The following is a 17,156-nucleotide window of genomic DNA, read 5'->3' as shown; positions in this document are numbered from 1 at the left end:
ACGCTAAAATTAGAAGCGGTAGTGCGAGAAAGCCTTGTTGGCTTCAGCCATACGGTGCACGTCTTCACGCTTCTTAACTGCAGCACCTTTACCTTCAGCAGCATCCAACAGCTCGCCAGCCAAACGCAGAGCCATAGACTTCTCGCCGCGCTTGCGGGCGAAGTCTACCAACCAGCGCATTGCCAGGGCGTTACGACGGGACGGGCGAACTTCGACCGGAACCTGGTAAGTAGCACCGCCTACACGGCGCGACTTCACTTCGACCAGCGGAGCGATGGCGTCGAGAGCTTTCTCGAAGATTTCCAGGGGATCGCTGTTCTTGCGTTCTTTAACCTTTTCCAGCGCGCCATAAACGATACGTTCGGCAACGGCTTTCTTGCCGCTTTCCATAACGTGGTTCATGAACTTGGCCAGGATTTGGCTTCCGTATTTTGGATCGTCAAGCACTTCGCGCTTGGCTGCTACGCGTCTTCTTGGCATGGATAAGCCCTCAAACGGTCTTCAGGTTCGCTCGGAATCGGTCCCCTTTCGGGACGCCTCCGACCTTACTCTTATCGACTCAGAAAAATAGAAAATCAGTTTTTACAAAAAGCCGCTACTACTTAGGCTTCTTGGTACCGTACTTCGAACGACCCTGGTTACGACCTTTAACGCCGGAAGTATCCAAAGAACCGCGTACGGTGTGGTAACGAACACCTGGCAAGTCTTTTACACGACCGCCGCGGATCAGCACCACGCTGTGCTCTTGCAGGTTGTGGCCTTCACCGCCGATGTACGAGGAAACCTCGAAACCGTTGGTCAGACGCACACGGCATACTTTACGCAGTGCCGAGTTAGGTTTTTCGGCGTGGTGGTATACACACGGGTGCATACGCCACGACGTTGCGGGCAGTTCTGCAGCGCAGGCACGTCGGATTTCTCGACGATACGCTTACGCGGCTGACGTACCAGCTGGTTGATAGTTGCCATCTACTAGCTCCACTGTTGTCTTGCGACGCTATTGTCTTGCAAGAAAAGCAAAATGGCAGGAACGAATTCCCGCCAAATTTAGGGGTACAAGAGTCTAAAGAGGATCTTGTCCCCAGTCAAGGCAAGGCCCCGACCTCTCCGTTCATCCAACCTCGACAAATTGTCTCGATTCGATGAACGGAGCGGCCGGGGCCCCACGCTTATTTACTGCAGAACTCAGTTACCGCTCGAGTTCAATGCTTCGGTCAGTGCAGCTTCCACTTCACTGGCGCTTACGCGCAACGGTTTGTCAGCTTCACGGCGACGCTTGCGCTCGCTGTGATAAGCCAGACCGGTACCCGCCGGGATCAGACGACCCACGACCACGTTTTCTTTCAGGCCGCGCAGGTAATCGCGCTTGCCGGTGACTGCCGCTTCGGTCAGTACGCGAGTGGTTTCCTGGAAGGAAGCCGCCGAGATGAACGATTCGGTGGACAACGACGCCTTGGTGATACCCAACAGCACGCGAGTGAACTTGGAAACGAATTTCTCGTCGCCCGCCAGACGCTCGTTCTCTACCAGAACGTGAGTCAATTCCATCTGGTCGCCCTTGATGAAAGTGGAATCGCCGGATTCAGCGATTTCAACTTTACGCAGCATCTGACGCAGGATGGTCTCGATGTGCTTGTCGTTGATCTTCACGCCTTGCAGACGATAAACGTCCTGGATCTCGTTCACGATGTACTTGGCCAGCGCACTCACACCCAGCAGACGCAGGATGTCGTGTGGATCACTTGGGCCGTCGGAGATTACTTCGCCGCGGTTTACCTGTTCGCCTTCGAAGACGTTCAGGTGACGCCACTTCGGAATCAGCTCTTCGTACGGATCGCTACCGTCGTTCGGGGTAATGACCAGACGGCGCTTGCCTTTGGTCTCTTTACCGAACGCGATGGTGCCGCTGACTTCAGCCAGAATCGAGGCTTCTTTCGGACGACGGGCTTCGAACAAGTCGGCAACACGCGGCAGACCACCGGTGATGTCGCGAGTTTTCGAAGTTTCTTGCGGGATACGGGCGATAACATCACCGATCGCAACCTGCACACCATCCGCTACACCGACCAGGGCGTTAGCCGGCAGGAAGTACTGAGCCGGTACGTCAGTACCTGGCAGCAGCAGATCCTTGCCATCGACACCGACCATCTTAACGGCTGGACGAATGTCTTTACCGGCAGCTGGACGGTCTTTGGCGTCGAGTACTTCAATGTTGGTCATACCGGTCAATTCGTCAGTCTGACGCTTGATCGTGATGCCTTCTTCCATGCCCACGTAGGTCACGGTACCTTTCATTTCGGTAACGATTGGGTGAGTGTGCGGATCCCACTTGGCCACGATTGCGCCAGCGTCGACCTTGTCACCTTCTTTAACCGAAATCACAGCACCGTACGGCAGCTTGTAACGCTCGCGCTCACGACCGAAGTCATCAGCGATAGCCAGCTCACCGGAACGGGACACCGCAACCAGGCAACCATCCACTCGCTCCACGTGCTTCAAATTGTGCAGACGAACGGTACCGCCATTCTTCACCTGGACGCTGTCCGCAGCGGAGGTCCGGCTTGCCGCACCACCGATGTGGAACGTACGCATGGTCAGCTGGGTACCCGGCTCACCGATGGACTGGGCAGCGATAACGCCGACCGCTTCACCGATGTTCACCTGGTGACCACGAGCCAAATCACGGCCGTAGCACTTGGCGCAAATGCCGTAGCGGGTTTCACAGCTGATCGGCGAACGCACGATCACTTCATCGATGCTGTTCAGCTCGATGAACTCGACCCACTTCTCGTCTACCAGAGTACCGGCAGGAACGATGATTTCTTCGGTACCAGGCTTGTACACGTCACGGGCAATAACACGACCCAATACGCGCTCACCCAACGGCTCAACAACGTCACCGCCTTCAATGTGCGGAGTCATTACCAGGCCATGTTCGGTGCCGCAATCGATCTCGGTCACTACCAGATCCTGCGCCACGTCTACCAGACGACGAGTCAGGTAACCGGAGTTCGCAGTTTTCAACGCGGTATCCGCCAAACCTTTACGAGCACCGTGAGTGGAGATGAAGTACTGAAGTACGCTCAAACCTTCACGGAAGTTCGCAGTAATCGGCGTTTCGATGATGGAACCGTCCGGCTTGGCCATCAGGCCACGCATACCGGCGAGCTGACGGATCTGCGCAGCAGAACCCCGTGCGCCCGAGTCTGCCATCATGTACATCGAGTTGAAGGACTCCTGGTCGACTTCGACGCCATGACGGTCGATGACTTTCTCTTTCGAGAGGTTGGCCATCATCGCCTTGGAAACTTCGTCGTTCGCCTTGGACCAAAGGTCGATCACTTTGTTGTACTTCTCGCCCTGGGTTACCAGGCCGGAGGCGTACTGACTTTCGATCTCTTTCACTTCATCAGTGGCAGCACTGATGATGCGGGCTTTTTCATCCGGGATAACGAAGTCGTTAACGCCGATGGAAACGCCGGAAATGGTCGAATAGGCAAAACCGGTGTACATCAACTGGTCAGCGAAGATCACGGTCTCTTTCAAACCAACCACGCGATAGCACTGGTTGATCAGCTTGGAGATCGCCTTTTTCTTCATCGGCTGGTTGACGACATCGTACGACAGGCCAGGTGGAACAACCTGGAACAACAGCGCACGGCCGACAGTGGTGTCGACGATACGGGTGTTCTTGACGCTGCCGCCATCACGATCGTTAACGGTTTCGTTGATCCGCACTTTGACTTTAGCGTGCAGTGCGGCTTCGCCGGCACGGAACACACGGTCAACTTCTTGCAGATCCGCGAACACACGACCTTCGCCCTTGGCGTTGATCGCTTCACGAGTCATGTAGTACAGGCCCAATACAACGTCCTGCGACGGAACGATGATTGGCTCACCGTTGGCTGGCGACAGAATGTTGTTGGTCGACATCATCAACGCACGCGCTTCCAACTGGGCTTCCAGTGTCAGCGGTACGTGCACGGCCATTTGGTCGCCGTCGAAGTCGGCGTTGTACGCAGCGCAGACCAATGGGTGCAGCTGGATAGCTTTACCTTCGATCAGCACGGGTTCAAACGCCTGGATACCCAGACGGTGAAGGGTCGGTGCACGGTTGAGGAGAACCGGGTGTTCACGGATCACTTCAGCGAGAACGTCCCAAACTTCCGGCAGCTCGCGCTCGACCATCTTCTTGGCAGCTTTGATGGTGGTAGCAAGACCACGCATTTCCAGCTTGCCGAAAATGAACGGTTTGAACAGCTCGAGAGCCATTTTCTTCGGCAGACCGCACTGGTGCAGACGCAGGGTCGGACCTACGGTAATTACCGAACGACCGGAGTAGTCAACACGCTTACCGAGCAAGTTCTGACGGAAACGACCTTGCTTACCCTTGATCATGTCAGCCAGGGATTTCAGAGGACGCTTGTTCGAACCGGTGATAGCACGGCCACGACGACCGTTGTCGAGCAGTGCATCGACGGCTTCCTGCAACATACGCTTTTCGTTGCGCACGATGATGTCCGGAGCGGACAGATCAAGCAGACGCTTCAAGCGGTTGTTACGGTTGATCACTCGACGATACAGATCGTTGAGGTCGGAAGTCGCGAAGCGACCGCCATCCAGCGGGACCAGTGGACGCAGATCTGGCGGCAGAACCGGCAGAACGGTCAGCACCATCCATTCTGGAAGGTTGCCGGAACCCTGGAAGGCCTCCATCAACTTCAGACGCTTGGACAGCTTCTTGATTTTGGTTTCGGAGTTGGTTTGCGGAATTTCTTCACGCAGACGGCCAATCTCGTGTTCCAGATCGATAGCGTGCAGCAGTTCGCGGACAGCTTCGGCACCCATGCGGGCATCGAAATCGTCGCCGAACTCTTCCAGCGCTTCGAAGTACTGCTCGTCGTTCAGCAGCTGACCTTTTTCAAGGGTGGTCATGCCTGGGTCGATAACAACATAGCTCTCGAAGTAGAGAACGCGTTCGATATCACGCAGGGTCATGTCCATCAGCAAGCCGATACGCGACGGCAGCGATTTCAGGAACCAGATGTGGGCAACTGGCGAGGCCAGTTCGATGTGCGCCATGCGCTCACGACGAACTTTTGCCAGCGCGACTTCAACGCCGCACTTTTCGCAGATCACACCACGGTGCTTCAAGCGCTTGTACTTACCGCACAGGCACTCGTAATCCTTTACCGGGCCAAAGATCTTGGCGCAGAACAGGCCGTCACGCTCAGGTTTGAACGTACGGTAGTTGATGGTTTCCGGCTTTTTAACTTCACCGAACGACCACGAACGGATCATCTCAGGCGATGCCAATCCAATACGGATGGCGTCGAACTCTTCGACTTGACCCTGGTTTTTCAGCAAATTCAGTAGGTCTTTCAAGGCCTTTCCTCCTGGCGGAGCAGAGAGCGGGCAATCCTGCCCCGCTCTCGATTCGCGTCACGTGTTATTCGGTTTCCAGATCGATATCGATGCCGAGGGAACGAATTTCCTTGATCAACACGTTGAAAGACTCGGGCATGCCCGGCTCCATACGGTGATCGCCGTCCACGATGTTTTTGTACATCTTGGTCCGGCCGTTCACATCGTCCGACTTCACTGTGAGCATTTCTTGCAGAGTGTAAGCAGCACCGTATGCTTCCAGTGCCCAGACCTCCATCTCCCCGAAACGCTGACCACCGAACTGCGCCTTACCACCCAGCGGCTGCTGGGTAACCAGGCTGTACGAACCGGTAGAACGAGCGTGCATCTTGTCGTCTACCAAGTGGTTCAGCTTCAGCATGTACATGTAGCCAACAGTAACCGGGCGCTCGAACTTGTTGCCGGTACGGCCGTCGGTCAGCTGCATCTGGCCGCTTTCTGGCAGGTCTGCCAGTTTCAGCATGGCCTTGATTTCGCTTTCCTTGGCGCCGTCGAACACTGGAGTGGCCATTGGAACGCCGCCACGCAGGTTCTTCGCCAGATCCAGGATTTCCTGGTCGGAGAAGCTATCCAGATCTTCGTTACGACCGCCGATCTGGTTGTAGATCTCGTCAAGGAATTTACGAAGCTCAGCGACTTTGCGCTGCTCTTCGATCATCCGGTTGATCTTCTCGCCCAGACCTTTAGCCGCGAGGCCGAGGTGGGTTTCAAGAATCTGACCAACGTTCATACGCGAAGGTACGCCCAACGGGTTGAGGACGACGTCGACCGGGGTGCCATTGGCATCGTGCGGCATGTCTTCAACCGGCATGATCACGGAGACCACACCTTTGTTACCGTGACGACCGGCCATCTTGTCGCCCGGCTGGATGCGGCGACGGATTGCCAGGTAAACCTTGACGATTTTCAGCACGCCTGGAGCCAGGTCATCGCCCTGCTGCAGTTTGCGCTTCTTGTCTTCGAACTTGTCGTCCAGCAGACGGCGACGATCAACGATGTAGGCCTGGGCCTTCTCGAGCTGCTCGTTCAGAGCATCTTCAGCCATGCGCAGTTTGAACCACTGACCATGCTCAAGACCGTCGAGAACTTCGTCGGTGATGTCCTGACCTTTCTTCAGACCAGCGCCGCCTTCGGCTTTGCGGCCGACCAGAGCGGAACGCAGACGTTCGAAAGTTGCGCCTTCAACGATACGGAACTCTTCGTTCAGATCCTTGCGGATCTCGTCGAGTTGAGTCTTCTCGATCGACAGTGCACGAGCATCACGCTCAACGCCGTCGCGGGTGAAGACCTGTACGTCGATGACGGTACCCTTGGTGCCGGTAGGCACACGCAGGGAGGTGTCTTTAACGTCGCTGGCTTTTTCACCGAAGATTGCACGCAACAGCTTCTCTTCCGGAGTCAGTTGGGTCTCGCCTTTCGGAGTGACCTTACCCACCAGGATGTCGCCAGCGCCAACTTCAGCACCTACGTAAACGATACCAGCCTCGTCCAGCTTGTTCAGTGCAGCTTCACCCACGTTCGGGATGTCTGCAGTGATTTCCTCTGGCCCAAGCTTGGTGTCACGTGCCACACAGGTCAGTTCCTGAATGTGGATCGTGGTAAAGCGATCTTCTTGAACAACTCGTTCCGACAAGCAGATGGAGTCTTCGAAGTTGTAACCGTTCCAGGCCATGAACGCGATGCGCATGTTCTGACCCAGTGCCAGCTCACCCATATCGGTGGACGGACCGTCAGCCATGATGTCGCTACGCTGAACCCGATCACCTTTACGCACCAGCGGACGCTGGTTGATGCAAGTGTTCTGGTTGGAGCGGGTGTATTTGGTCAGGTTGTAGATGTCGACACCAGCTTCACCGGTCTCAACTTCATCATCAGCAACACGAACCACGATACGGCTGGCATCAACGGAGTCGATCACGCCGCCACGACGAGCCACGACGCAAACGCCGGAGTCACGCGCTACGTTACGCTCCATGCCGGTACCGACCAGCGGCTTGTCAGCGCGCAGGGTTGGTACAGCTTGACGCTGCATGTTCGAACCCATCAACGCACGGTTGGCGTCATCGTGCTCGAGGAACGGGATCAGCGACGCTGCAACCGAAACTACCTGCTTCGGCGAAACGTCCATCAAGGTGACGTCTTCCGGCGCCTTGACGGTGAACTCGTTCAAGTGACGAACAGCAACCAGCTCGTCGATCAGCATCTTCTTGTCATTCATCGTGGCCGAAGCCTGAGCGATCACGTGATCAGCTTCTTCGATGGCGGACAGGAACACGATCTCGTCGGTGACCAGAGCGTCTTTCACCACTCGGTACGGGCTTTCGAGGAAGCCGTACTGGTTGGTGCGCGCATAGGCGGCCAGGGAGTTGATCAGACCGATGTTCGGACCTTCCGGCGTTTCAATCGGGCATACACGGCCGTAGTGAGTCGGGTGTACGTCACGCACTTCAAAGCCAGCACGCTCACGAGTCAAACCGCCAGGGCCAAGTGCGGAAACACGGCGCTTGTGGGTGATCTCGGACAACGGGTTGTTCTGGTCCATGAACTGGGAAAGCTGGCTGGAACCGAAGAACTCTTTCACCGCCGCAGCCACTGGCTTGGCGTTGATCAGGTCTTGTGGCATCAGGCCTTCGCTTTCAGCCATCGACAGACGCTCTTTGACCGCACGCTCAACACGTACCAGGCCAACGCGGAACTGGTTCTCGGCCATTTCGCCTACGCAGCGAACACGACGGTTACCCAGGTGGTCGATGTCATCGACAATGCCTTTACCGTTACGGATGTCGACCAGAGTCTTCAGAACCGCGACGATGTCTTCTTTGCACAACACGCCCGAACCTTCGATTTCGGTACGACCGATACGACGGTTGAACTTCATCCGGCCGACCGCAGACAGGTCATAGCGCTCAGGGCTGAAGAACAGGTTGTTGAACAGAGTCTCGGCAGCGTCTTTGGTTGGCGGCTCGCCTGGGCGCATCATGCGATAGATCTCGACCAGCGCTTCCAATTGGTTGCTGGTGGAGTCGATCTTCAGCGTGTCGGAGACGAACGGGCCGCAGTCGATATCGTTGGTATACAGAGTTTCGATACGAACAACCTGGGACTTGGCGATTTTTGCCAGGATCTCGGTGTTCAGCTCGGTATTGCACTCTGCCAGGATTTCGCCAGTAGCCGGATGCACGATGACCTTGGCGGTAGTGCGGCCCAGGACGTAGTCCAGAGGCATGACCAGCTCTTTGATCCCGGCTTTTTCCAGCTGGTTAATGTGGCGAGCGGTAATACGACGACCCTGCTCGACAATAACCTTGCCCTTGTCATCGACGATATCGATAGCGGCAATTTCACCACGCAGGCGCTGAGGCACCAATTCCAGGCTGATGCTTTCGCCCTGCACATGGAATACGTTGGTGGTATAGAACGCGTCGAGCACTTCTTCAGTGGTATAGCCGAGCGCGCGCAGCAGTACCGATGCAGGCAGCTTGCGACGACGGTCGATACGCACGAACACGCAGTCTTTCGGGTCGAACTCGAAGTCCAGCCACGAACCGCGGTAAGGAATGATGCGCGCGGAGTAAAGTAGTTTACCGGAGCTGTGCGTCTTGCCACGGTCGTGGTCGAAGAACACGCCCAGGGAACGGTGCAGCTGGGAAACGATTACACGCTCGGTACCGTTGATTACGAAGGTACCGTTCTCAGTCATCAGGGGAATTTCACCCATGTAGACTTCTTGCTCTTTGATGTCCTTGATCGCTTTGTTCGACGATTCTTTGTCGAAAATGATCAGGCGCACTTTTACCCGCAAAGGTACGGCGTAAGTTACACCGCGCAATACGCATTCTTTGACATCAAATGCCGGCTCGCCCAAGCGATAACCGACGTACTCCAGCGCAGCATTGCCGGAGTAGCTGATGATCGGGAAAACGGATTTGAAGGCCGCATGCAGGCCCACGTCGCGGAACTGATCTTTAGTCGCTCCCGCTTGCAAGAATTCACGATACGAATCCAGCTGGATGGCCAGGAGGTACGGCACATCCATGACGTCCGGCAACTTGCTAAAGTCCTTGCGGATACGTTTTTTCTCAGTATATGAGTAAGCCATCAGCGTTCCCCAGCTTGGTCACCTGCTTGTTTGGCCCCTCCCGACGGGAGCAGCCAGAAAATCGTGCAAACCCCATGGTTTGCGCCACCGCATCGGGTGGTTACAGCTCGTTATCAGCACCGACCCAGTCGGCTGCCAGTAACGGAAAAAGGCCGGTGGCAAGAGCCACCAGCCATCAGCCTTTCGCTTAACGCTCGGGCTGGAGGTGCAAGTCGATGCTTACTTCAGCTCGACTTTAGCGCCTGCTTCTTCCAGAGTGGCTTTGGCTTTGTCAGCTGCGTCTTTCGAAACAGCTTCCAGAACCACGCCAGGAGCGCCGTCAACTACAGCCTTGGCTTCTTTCAAGCCCAGACCGGTCAGCTCACGTACTGCCTTGATCACGTTAACTTTCTTCTCGCCAGCTTCCAGCAGCATGACGTTGAATTCAGTTTGTTCTTCAACAACAGCAGCGACAGCAGCTGGACCAGCGGAAGCAGCGGCAGCGGAAACGCCGAACTTCTCTTCCATGGCCTTGATCAGCTCAACGATTTCCAGAACGGATTTTTCGCCGATTGCTTCGATGATTTGGTCGTTAGTCAGAGACATGACTATAAATTCCTGTATTGGGGTGACAGCCTACGCGGCCATCGAAATAAACAATAAACGCTGAAAGGAGTGGCTCAGCCTTAGGCTGCAGCAGCTTCTTTCTGGTCGCGAAGAGCCGCCAGAGTACGAGCCAATTTGCTGGTAGCGCCTTGAATCACGCTCATCAGCTGGGAAATGGCTTCGTCACGGGTCGGCAGGCTTGCCAGTACGTCGATCTGGTTAGCTGCGAGGAACTTGCCCTCGAACGCAGCTGCCTTGATCTCGAACTTATCCTGACCTTTGGCAAACTCTTTGAAGATGCGGGCAGCAGCGCCCGGATGTTCTTTGGAGAATGCAATCAAGGTCGGGCCAGTGAACACGTCGTTGAGCACGTCATATTGAGTGCCAGCAACAGCGCGCTTGAGCAGGGTGTTACGTACAACGCGTACGTAAACGCCAGCTTCACGAGCCTCTTTACGGAGTCCGGTCATAGCGCCTACTGTCACGCCGCGGGCATCAGCCACAACAGCAGACAGAGCAACTTGGGCAGCCTTGTTGACTTCAGCGACGATGGCCTTCTTGTCTTCAAGTTTAATTGCCACGGGAAAAACTCCTGCTTGTTACCGTTTCATCCAACCGAAGCCGGATGTCGTTTTGGTGTCTGATTCGGTAAGGAACCGGGAGCACCATCTGCGTAGGCTTGAGGTTTAAGACTTGCGTCGCCTACGGTCTTGGATAGCCCCCGCCAGGCAGGGACCCCAATCTTTCAATTGGCCCAATCGCTTGCGCCAATTTTTGTCTTACGCTTCCAGCGAACCTTGGTCGATGACCAGGCCCGGGCCCATGGTGGTGCTCAGGGTAATGCGCTTGACATAAATGCCTTTCGAGGAAGCCGGCTTGATACGCTTCAGATCAGAGATCAGCGCTTCAACGTTTTCCTTCAGCTTGACGGCATCAAAGCCGACTTTGCCAACGGAGGTGTGAATGATGCCGTTTTTGTCGGTGCGATAACGAACCTGACCAGCCTTGGCGTTTTTAACCGCGGTAGCTACGTCTGGAGTTACGGTGCCGACTTTAGGGTTAGGCATCAGGCCACGTGGGCCGAGGATCTGACCCAACTGACCGACAACGCGCATTGCATCCGGGGATGCGATAACTACGTCGAAGTTCAGGTTGCCGGCTTTCATTTCGGCAGCCAGATCGTCCATACCTACACGGTCAGCGCCGGCAGCCAGAGCGGCCTCAGCAGCTGGACCCTGGGTGAACACAGCAACGCGAACAGTCTTGCCAGTGCCGTGTGGCAGCACAGTAGCGCTACGAACAACCTGGTCGGATTTACGCGGGTCAACACCCAGGTTTACAGCAACGTCAAACGACTCGCTGAACTTGACAGTCGACAGCTCAGCCAGCAAAGCAGCAGCGTCTACAAAGTTGTAGGACTTGCCTGCTTCGATTTTGCCGGCGATAGCCTTTTGACGCTTGGTCAACTTAGCCATTACACACCCTCCACGTTAAGGCCCATGCTACGAGCAGAACCGGCGATAGTACGCACGGCCGCGTCCATATCAGCTGCAGTCAGATCCGCGTTTTTGGTTTTCGCGATTTCTTCCAGCTGAGCACGGGTAACGGTGCCAACCTTAACGGTATTCGGACGAGCGGAACCGCTAGTCAGACCAGCAGCTTTCTTCAGCAGAACCGAAGCAGGCGTGGATTTGGTTTCGAAAGTGAAGCTACGGTCGCTGTAGACAGTGATGATCACTGGAGTCGGCAGACCTGCTTCAATACCCTGAGTACGGGCGTTGAAAGCCTTGCAGAATTCCATGATATTCACGCCGTGCTGACCCAGAGCAGGACCAACAGGTGGGCTTGGGTTAGCCTGAGCGGCCTTCACTTGCAGCTTGATGTAAGCGGTAATCTTCTTGGCCATGAGGCACTCCAATTACGGGTTCGAACGCCTCGAAAGGCTCCCCGGTTACTTGCGCGTTTATCCCAGTGACGACAAAACCCCACAGCCTAGGGCTGCGGGGTTGGGATGCTTGTTCGGCTAGACCTTTTCGACCTGGCTGAACTCGAGCTCTACCGGAGTAGAGCGACCGAAAATGAGCACTGCCACTTGGATCCGGCTCTTTTCGTAGTTAACTTCTTCAACCGTACCGGTAAAATCAGCAAACGGTCCGTCGTTGACACGCACCGACTCACCTGGCTCGAAGAGCGTCTTCGGCTTCGGCTTGTCGCTACCATCAGCAACGCGACGCAGAATCGCTTCTGCCTCTTTATCTGTGATTGGCGCAGGCTTGTCAGCAGTACCGCCGATAAAACCCATCACCCGAGGAGTATCCTTGACCAAGTGCCAAGTACCCTCATTCATGTCCATCTGAACCAGCACGTAACCTGGGAAGAACTTGCGCTCGCTTTTGCGTTTCTGGCCATTACGCATTTCAACCACTTCTTCAGTGGGAACCAGAATTTCGCCGAAGCCATCTTCCATGCCAGCCAGCTTTACACGCTCTAACAACGAGCGCATGACATGCTTCTCGTAACCGGAGTAAGCATGCACAACGTACCAACGCTTAGCCACGGGACACCCTTAGCCGACAATCAAGGAAACAAGCCAGCCGAGGAGGGAATCAAGCCCCCACAACAGCAACGCCATAACCAGAACAACAGCCACAACAATCAACGTGGTCTGCGTGGTTTCTTGGCGAGTTGGCCATACGACTTTACGAATCTCGGTGCGAGCTTCCTTAACCAGTACAAAGAAAGACTTGCCCTTGGCAGTCTGCAGGCCTACAAAGGCAGCTACAGCAGCAATGGCAAGCAAAGCAAGTACGCGGTACAGGATCGGCGAAGCAGAGTAATACTGATTGCCAACAACGCCAACAACCACCAAAGCGACTACTACTAGCCACTTGAGCAGATCGAAGCGAGAGCCTTGAGCTTCAGCTTTAGGAGTCATCTATGAAGATCCTGTGAAAAGAAAGCCAGACACACCAAGTGAATCTGGCAGGTCAGGAGGGAATCGAACCCCCAACCTACGGTTTTGGAGACCGTCGCTCTGCCAATTGAGCTACTGACCTAAAACAAAATCAGGCCGACCATTATGCCGGCCCGAAAAAGACATTACAACAACTTACTCGATGACTTTAGCTACGACACCAGCGCCGACGGTACGACCGCCCTCACGGATAGCGAAACGAAGCCCATCTTCCATCGCGATGGTTTTGATCAGGGTAACGGTCATTTGAACGTTATCACCCGGCATCACCATTTCAACGCCTTCTGGCAATTCGCAGTTACCGGTCACGTCCGTAGTACGGAAGTAAAACTGTGGACGGTAACCCTTGAAGAATGGCGTGTGACGACCACCCTCCTCCTTGCTCAGAACATAAACCTCTGCAGTGAACTTGGTGTGAGGCTTGACGGTACCCGGCTTGACCAAAACCTGGCCACGCTCAACATCATCACGCTTGGTACCACGAAGCAAAACACCGCAGTTCTCGCCAGCACGACCTTCATCGAGCAGCTTGCGGAACATTTCAACACCAGTGCAAGTAGTTTTGACAGTGTCGCGAAGACCAACAATCTCAACTTCTTCCTGAATGCGAACAATGCCACGCTCAACACGACCAGTCACGACAGTACCGCGACCGGAGATCGAGAAAACATCCTCGATCGGCATCAGGAACGGCTTATCGATAGCACGCTCAGGCTGCGGAATGTAGCTATCCAGAGTCTCAACCAACTTCTTGACGGCAGTCGTGCCCATCTCGTTGTCATCTTGACCGTTCAACGCCATCAGCGCAGAACCGATGATGATTGGAGTGTCATCACCTGGAAAATCATAAGTGCTCAGCAGATCGCGCACTTCCATCTCGACCAGTTCCAGCAGCTCCGCATCATCAACCATGTCCGCCTTGTTCAGGAAGACAACGATATACGGAACGCCGACCTGGCGAGACAGAAGAATGTGCTCACGGGTTTGCGGCATCGGACCATCAGCGGCCGAGCAAACCAGAATCGCACCGTCCATCTGAGCGGCACCAGTGATCATGTTTTTTACGTAGTCGGCGTGACCTGGGCAGTCAACGTGTGCGTAGTGACGCACGGCCGAATCGTATTCAACATGAGCGGTGTTGATGGTAATACCACGAGCTTTTTCTTCTGGGGCGCTATCGATCTTGTCGAAGTCAACCTTTGCCGAACCGAAAACCTCGGAGCAGACACGGGTCAGGGCTGCGGTCAAAGTAGTCTTGCCGTGATCGACGTGACCAATGGTGCCTACGTTGACGTGCGGCTTATTACGTTCGAACTTTTCCTTAGCCATCGAAGCAACTCCCAGCAGAAGAATTGAGCAAGTAACATCAGCCATTAAAACAAAGGCAGATATTCTCATATCTGCCTTGTCATATGGAGCTCTTGAGCGGATTCGAACCGCTGACCTCACCCTTACCAAGGGTGTGCTCTACCAACTGAGCTACAAGAGCGCAACACTTTGCAGGATCTGCAAACTTGGAGCGGGTAGCGGGAATCGAACCCGCATCATCAGCTTGGAAGGCTGAGGTTCTACCACTAAACTATACCCGCGGAGCTTGCAGCTCTCGCTAAAAATGGTGGAGGGGGAAGGATTCGAACCTTCGAAGTCGTAGACGTCAGATTTACAGTCTGATCCCTTTGGCCGCTCGGGAACCCCTCCTAAGCGAGCCGGCATTCTACATCATGCCAGCCTTCTGTCAAGCATTTTCTCATTAAAAACCTGAGGTTAGCTGCGTTGACACCGCTTTCGCACTGCTTACCGTTAAAGGTCTTCACTGCGAAGCGGGCGCCATTCTATGCAAACTACTCGACAGGCGCAACCCCTTCGCACAGCATTATTTTATGTTTTAACTCATTGAATTCTTTGGAAAGGTTTTGCAATTTCGAGTCATCCAGCAAACGCCGGCTTTCGGGCGCTACACGAAGCCAGAATCCCCCAGATCCAGGGGAGTCCTTTGGTAGCGACTGAACCCTGATATCCATACTGCTCAATCGACGCTCGATAGCCTGTGCCGTGTCCTGCCGAGCGACACCCCCCACATAGAGGCAGTCATTATCCGCCTGGAGGGGCTTCCCCTTATCGCGAGCAGCGTCAGTCGTCTCACTCAACAGCCGTATGTCCTGCTGAGAACCCCGATACAAACTCAAAGGCGTCACATCCTTCGCACGAAGGGGCGCCTCTTGTTGATGCCAGACGTAATAAAACACATTGAGAACAAGCAATAGCAGAAACAACCAGCGCATAAGAACCTCAGGGCAAAGGACAAGCCATAGCCAAACCTACAAACACCAGCTCGGGAACTACCCTGGCCTCAGGCACCATCGCCGAGACCAGGTCGGCGTCGCCACCAGTGAGGAACACTGTAAAACTTTCTCCCCAATAGCTACGCGCCAACTGCACCTGGGTCAGGACAAACCCCCTGAGCATCAAGGAACACCCTCTCTCAACGGCCTCGACGGTTGTACGGCCAGGGGCAAGACTTTCCAGCGCACGCTCAGCTGCAAGATCCCCATAGCGAATTCTGCGAGTATGGGTGCGCAGCTGGTTGCGCATTAAAGGCATTCCAGGACAAATGAACCCCCCCAAATGCTCTCCGTCTGCAGCTATAAAGTCCGCAGTGACAGCCGTACCGAAATCCAGCACAAGGCAGGCGCCGGAGGCGAGATGAAACCCTCCAAGCATCGCAAGCCAACGGTCGAGACCAAGCCTTTCATAATCTTCATACCCATTACGAACCCCAGACATTTCACGAGCGGACGCAGCGCAGGTCACCGACACCCCAAAAGCCCCAGTCAAGAGTGAGACCAGGCTGGCGGTTTCGTCGCCAGTCCTGACACTTACCAATCGACAATGCTTGAGAGCTGACACACCGAATTGCTTCAGGCTCTCCAGCAATGCAAGATCCGAGTCGACAACCCCCTCTGCAACCACGAGCCGGACGTCCGTACCGAGCACTCGCCACTTGATAAAGCTATTCCCGCAGTCGAGCTCAAGAATCATCACGCAACCTCAAACTGAGCTCACCACCACTAAAGATTTTTTCCACACCATCCACCTTCAAGCGCAGGGCACCCCGGCTATCGATACCCACTACAACGCCATCTATCTGGTTAACACCGGCAATTAATGAGACTGCTCGCCCCTGCCATAGATGGTTCTGCTCCCATTCAGCATGAATGGCAGAAAAACCGTCGCACTGATGACGACTCAAGTAATCCTGGAGCACCAACCCGAGCTCTACCACCAGGTGATTGCGATCAAATACCCGGCCAGATTCGAGGCGCATGGACGTCCACTGCTGATCAACCTCATCAGCTGCCTGCATATTTACATTGATTCCAACCCCCAACACCACATGACACACATCTGCGGGATCACCCACCAACTCAAGCAGTATCCCAGCGATCTTTTTCTGACCAACAAGAAGATCGTTAGGCCACTTCAACCCCACACCAGCGACTCCCTGCTCGCGCAAGGCGCGCATTACCGCAAGCCCAACCACCAAGCTCAAACCTTCCAGCTGTCGCATTCCACCTTCGATGCGCAACACCAGACTGTAATAAAGGTTTTCTGCAAATGGACTCACCCATTTTCGACCTCGCCTCCCACGACCAGCAGTCTGTCGCTCTGCAAGAACCAAAAAGGGCGCAGCCAGGCCTCGCTCGATAGCGCGTAAGGCTTCTGCGTTGGTGGAGTCAATAGAATCGAAGACCTGGACGGGCCAACTGCGAGCAGACGACTTGTCATCTATCTGCGCAGGATCAAGCAGCGTCAACGGAGCTGCCAATTGATAGCCCCTGCCGCGCACCCTATGGATAGACAACCCCAGCTCAGCCTCTAAATGCTGGAGTTGCTTCCACACAGCACTACGACTGATGCCGAGGGCTGCGCCCAAGGCCTGACCTGAATGGAATCGGCCATCCTTTAGAAGCTTTAACAACGTCAGCATGCAAGTCTCGCCTCACAATGAGGCCCGAATAATAGCCATGCCCAGAGCCGTTGCATAGAAACCCTATCGATCGGATTTTTCTTCGG

Annotated in this window: 13 protein-coding genes, 4 tRNA genes and 1 pseudogene; all 18 read right to left on the bottom strand. The window is 54.9% G+C overall.

Annotated features, from left to right (window positions below; translation table 11 throughout):
• Positions 1 to 9 precede the first annotated feature (9 nt).
• Positions 10 to 480 carry a 30S ribosomal protein S7 gene (gene rpsG / locus JFV26_RS06300; protein WP_002555493.1) on the bottom strand — a complete coding sequence of 157 codons (471 nt, stop codon included), beginning with the start codon at positions 478 to 480 and terminating at the stop codon, positions 10 to 12.
• Between the two features lie 118 nt (positions 481 to 598).
• A pseudogene (rpsL, locus tag JFV26_RS06295) lies at positions 599 to 969 on the bottom strand (30S ribosomal protein S12).
• Between the two features lie 216 nt (positions 970 to 1,185).
• Entirely contained in the window at positions 1,186 to 5,385 is a 4,200-nt protein-coding gene (gene rpoC, locus JFV26_RS06290) for a DNA-directed RNA polymerase subunit beta' (protein ID WP_201190742.1), read from the bottom strand.
• A 64-nt stretch (positions 5,386 to 5,449) separates the two neighbouring features.
• Positions 5,450 to 9,523, bottom strand: coding sequence for a DNA-directed RNA polymerase subunit beta (gene rpoB, locus JFV26_RS06285; protein ID WP_201190740.1), 4,074 nt, complete (start codon positions 9,521 to 9,523; stop codon positions 5,450 to 5,452).
• A gap of 219 nt (positions 9,524 to 9,742) precedes the next feature.
• A complete protein-coding gene (gene rplL / locus JFV26_RS06280) occupies positions 9,743 to 10,108 on the bottom strand; it encodes a 50S ribosomal protein L7/L12 (RefSeq protein WP_008145490.1) in 366 nt (121 codons plus the stop codon).
• Positions 10,109 to 10,188: 80 nt separating this feature from the next.
• Positions 10,189 to 10,689, bottom strand: coding sequence for a 50S ribosomal protein L10 (rplJ, locus tag JFV26_RS06275; protein WP_010467255.1), 501 nt, complete (start codon positions 10,687 to 10,689; stop codon positions 10,189 to 10,191).
• Positions 10,690 to 10,887: 198 nt separating this feature from the next.
• Complete coding sequence (rplA, locus tag JFV26_RS06270; RefSeq protein ID WP_201190738.1) at positions 10,888 to 11,583, bottom strand: 50S ribosomal protein L1; 696 nt, start codon at positions 11,581 to 11,583, stop codon at positions 10,888 to 10,890.
• The gene (gene rplK / locus JFV26_RS06265; RefSeq protein WP_042561349.1) at positions 11,583 to 12,014 is read right to left on the bottom strand and encodes a 50S ribosomal protein L11; all 432 of its coding nucleotides are present in this window, start codon (positions 12,012 to 12,014) and stop codon (positions 11,583 to 11,585) included. The genes rplA and rplK overlap by 1 nt, the downstream gene beginning before the upstream one ends.
• Positions 12,015 to 12,131: 117 nt before the next feature.
• Positions 12,132 to 12,665 carry a transcription termination/antitermination protein NusG gene (gene nusG, locus JFV26_RS06260; protein WP_054052239.1) on the bottom strand — a complete coding sequence of 178 codons (534 nt, stop codon included), beginning with the start codon at positions 12,663 to 12,665 and terminating at the stop codon, positions 12,132 to 12,134.
• Positions 12,666 to 12,674: 9 nt separating this feature from the next.
• Entirely contained in the window at positions 12,675 to 13,043 is a 369-nt protein-coding gene (gene secE / locus JFV26_RS06255) for a preprotein translocase subunit SecE (RefSeq protein WP_009045851.1), read from the bottom strand.
• A 45-nt stretch (positions 13,044 to 13,088) separates the two neighbouring features.
• Positions 13,089 to 13,164 (bottom strand) — tRNA-Trp (locus tag JFV26_RS06250).
• A gap of 53 nt (positions 13,165 to 13,217) precedes the next feature.
• Positions 13,218 to 14,411, bottom strand: coding sequence for an elongation factor Tu (gene tuf / locus JFV26_RS06245; protein WP_007896619.1), 1,194 nt, complete (start codon positions 14,409 to 14,411; stop codon positions 13,218 to 13,220).
• Positions 14,412 to 14,495: 84 nt separating this feature from the next.
• Positions 14,496 to 14,571 (bottom strand) — tRNA-Thr (locus JFV26_RS06240).
• Positions 14,572 to 14,597: 26 nt separating this feature from the next.
• A tRNA-Gly gene (locus tag JFV26_RS06235) sits at positions 14,598 to 14,671 on the bottom strand.
• 24 nt (positions 14,672 to 14,695) lie between these two features.
• Positions 14,696 to 14,780: transfer RNA gene (locus JFV26_RS06230), tRNA-Tyr, on the bottom strand.
• Positions 14,781 to 14,923: 143 nt separating this feature from the next.
• On the bottom strand, positions 14,924 to 15,364 hold the full coding sequence (locus JFV26_RS06225) for a hypothetical protein (protein WP_201190736.1): 441 nt from the start codon (positions 15,362 to 15,364) through the stop codon (positions 14,924 to 14,926).
• 7 nt (positions 15,365 to 15,371) lie between these two features.
• The gene (locus JFV26_RS06220; protein ID WP_201190734.1) at positions 15,372 to 16,121 is read right to left on the bottom strand and encodes a pantothenate kinase; all 750 of its coding nucleotides are present in this window, start codon (positions 16,119 to 16,121) and stop codon (positions 15,372 to 15,374) included.
• On the bottom strand, positions 16,111 to 17,070 hold the full coding sequence (gene birA / locus JFV26_RS06215; RefSeq protein ID WP_201190732.1) for a bifunctional biotin--[acetyl-CoA-carboxylase] ligase/biotin operon repressor BirA: 960 nt from the start codon (positions 17,068 to 17,070) through the stop codon (positions 16,111 to 16,113). The genes JFV26_RS06220 and birA overlap by 11 nt, the downstream gene beginning before the upstream one ends.
• Positions 17,071 to 17,156 lie beyond the last annotated feature (86 nt).

The organism is Pseudomonas sp. TH31 (genome assembly GCF_016650815.1).
Taxonomy (GTDB): Bacteria; Pseudomonadota; Gammaproteobacteria; order Pseudomonadales; family Pseudomonadaceae; genus Aquipseudomonas.
The sequence above is the reverse complement of the archived record's forward strand: the minus strand, read 5'-3'. Positions and strand labels throughout refer to the sequence as shown.

Excerpts from the sequence above, each read along its gene's own strand:
- rpsG (WP_002555493.1), bottom strand. The coding sequence starts at position 480 with ATGCCAAGAAGACGCGTAGCAGCCAAGCGCGAAGTGCTTGACGATCCA.
- rpoB (WP_201190740.1), bottom strand. The coding sequence starts at position 9,523 with ATGGCTTACTCATATACTGAGAAAAAACGTATCCGCAAGGACTTTAGC.
- rplL (WP_008145490.1), bottom strand. The coding sequence starts at position 10,108 with ATGTCTCTGACTAACGACCAAATCATCGAAGCAATCGGCGAAAAATCC.
- rplA (WP_201190738.1), bottom strand. The coding sequence starts at position 11,583 with ATGGCTAAGTTGACCAAGCGTCAAAAGGCTATCGCCGGCAAAATCGAA.
- rplK (WP_042561349.1), bottom strand. The coding sequence starts at position 12,014 with ATGGCCAAGAAGATTACCGCTTACATCAAGCTGCAAGTGAAGGCCGCT.
- secE (WP_009045851.1), bottom strand. The coding sequence starts at position 13,043 with ATGACTCCTAAAGCTGAAGCTCAAGGCTCTCGCTTCGATCTGCTCAAG.
- tuf (WP_007896619.1), bottom strand. The coding sequence starts at position 14,411 with ATGGCTAAGGAAAAGTTCGAACGTAATAAGCCGCACGTCAACGTAGGC.
- JFV26_RS06225 (WP_201190736.1), bottom strand. The coding sequence starts at position 15,364 with ATGCGCTGGTTGTTTCTGCTATTGCTTGTTCTCAATGTGTTTTATTAC.
- JFV26_RS06220 (WP_201190734.1), bottom strand. The coding sequence starts at position 16,121 with ATGATTCTTGAGCTCGACTGCGGGAATAGCTTTATCAAGTGGCGAGTG.
- birA (WP_201190732.1), bottom strand. The coding sequence starts at position 17,070 with ATGCTGACGTTGTTAAAGCTTCTAAAGGATGGCCGATTCCATTCAGGT.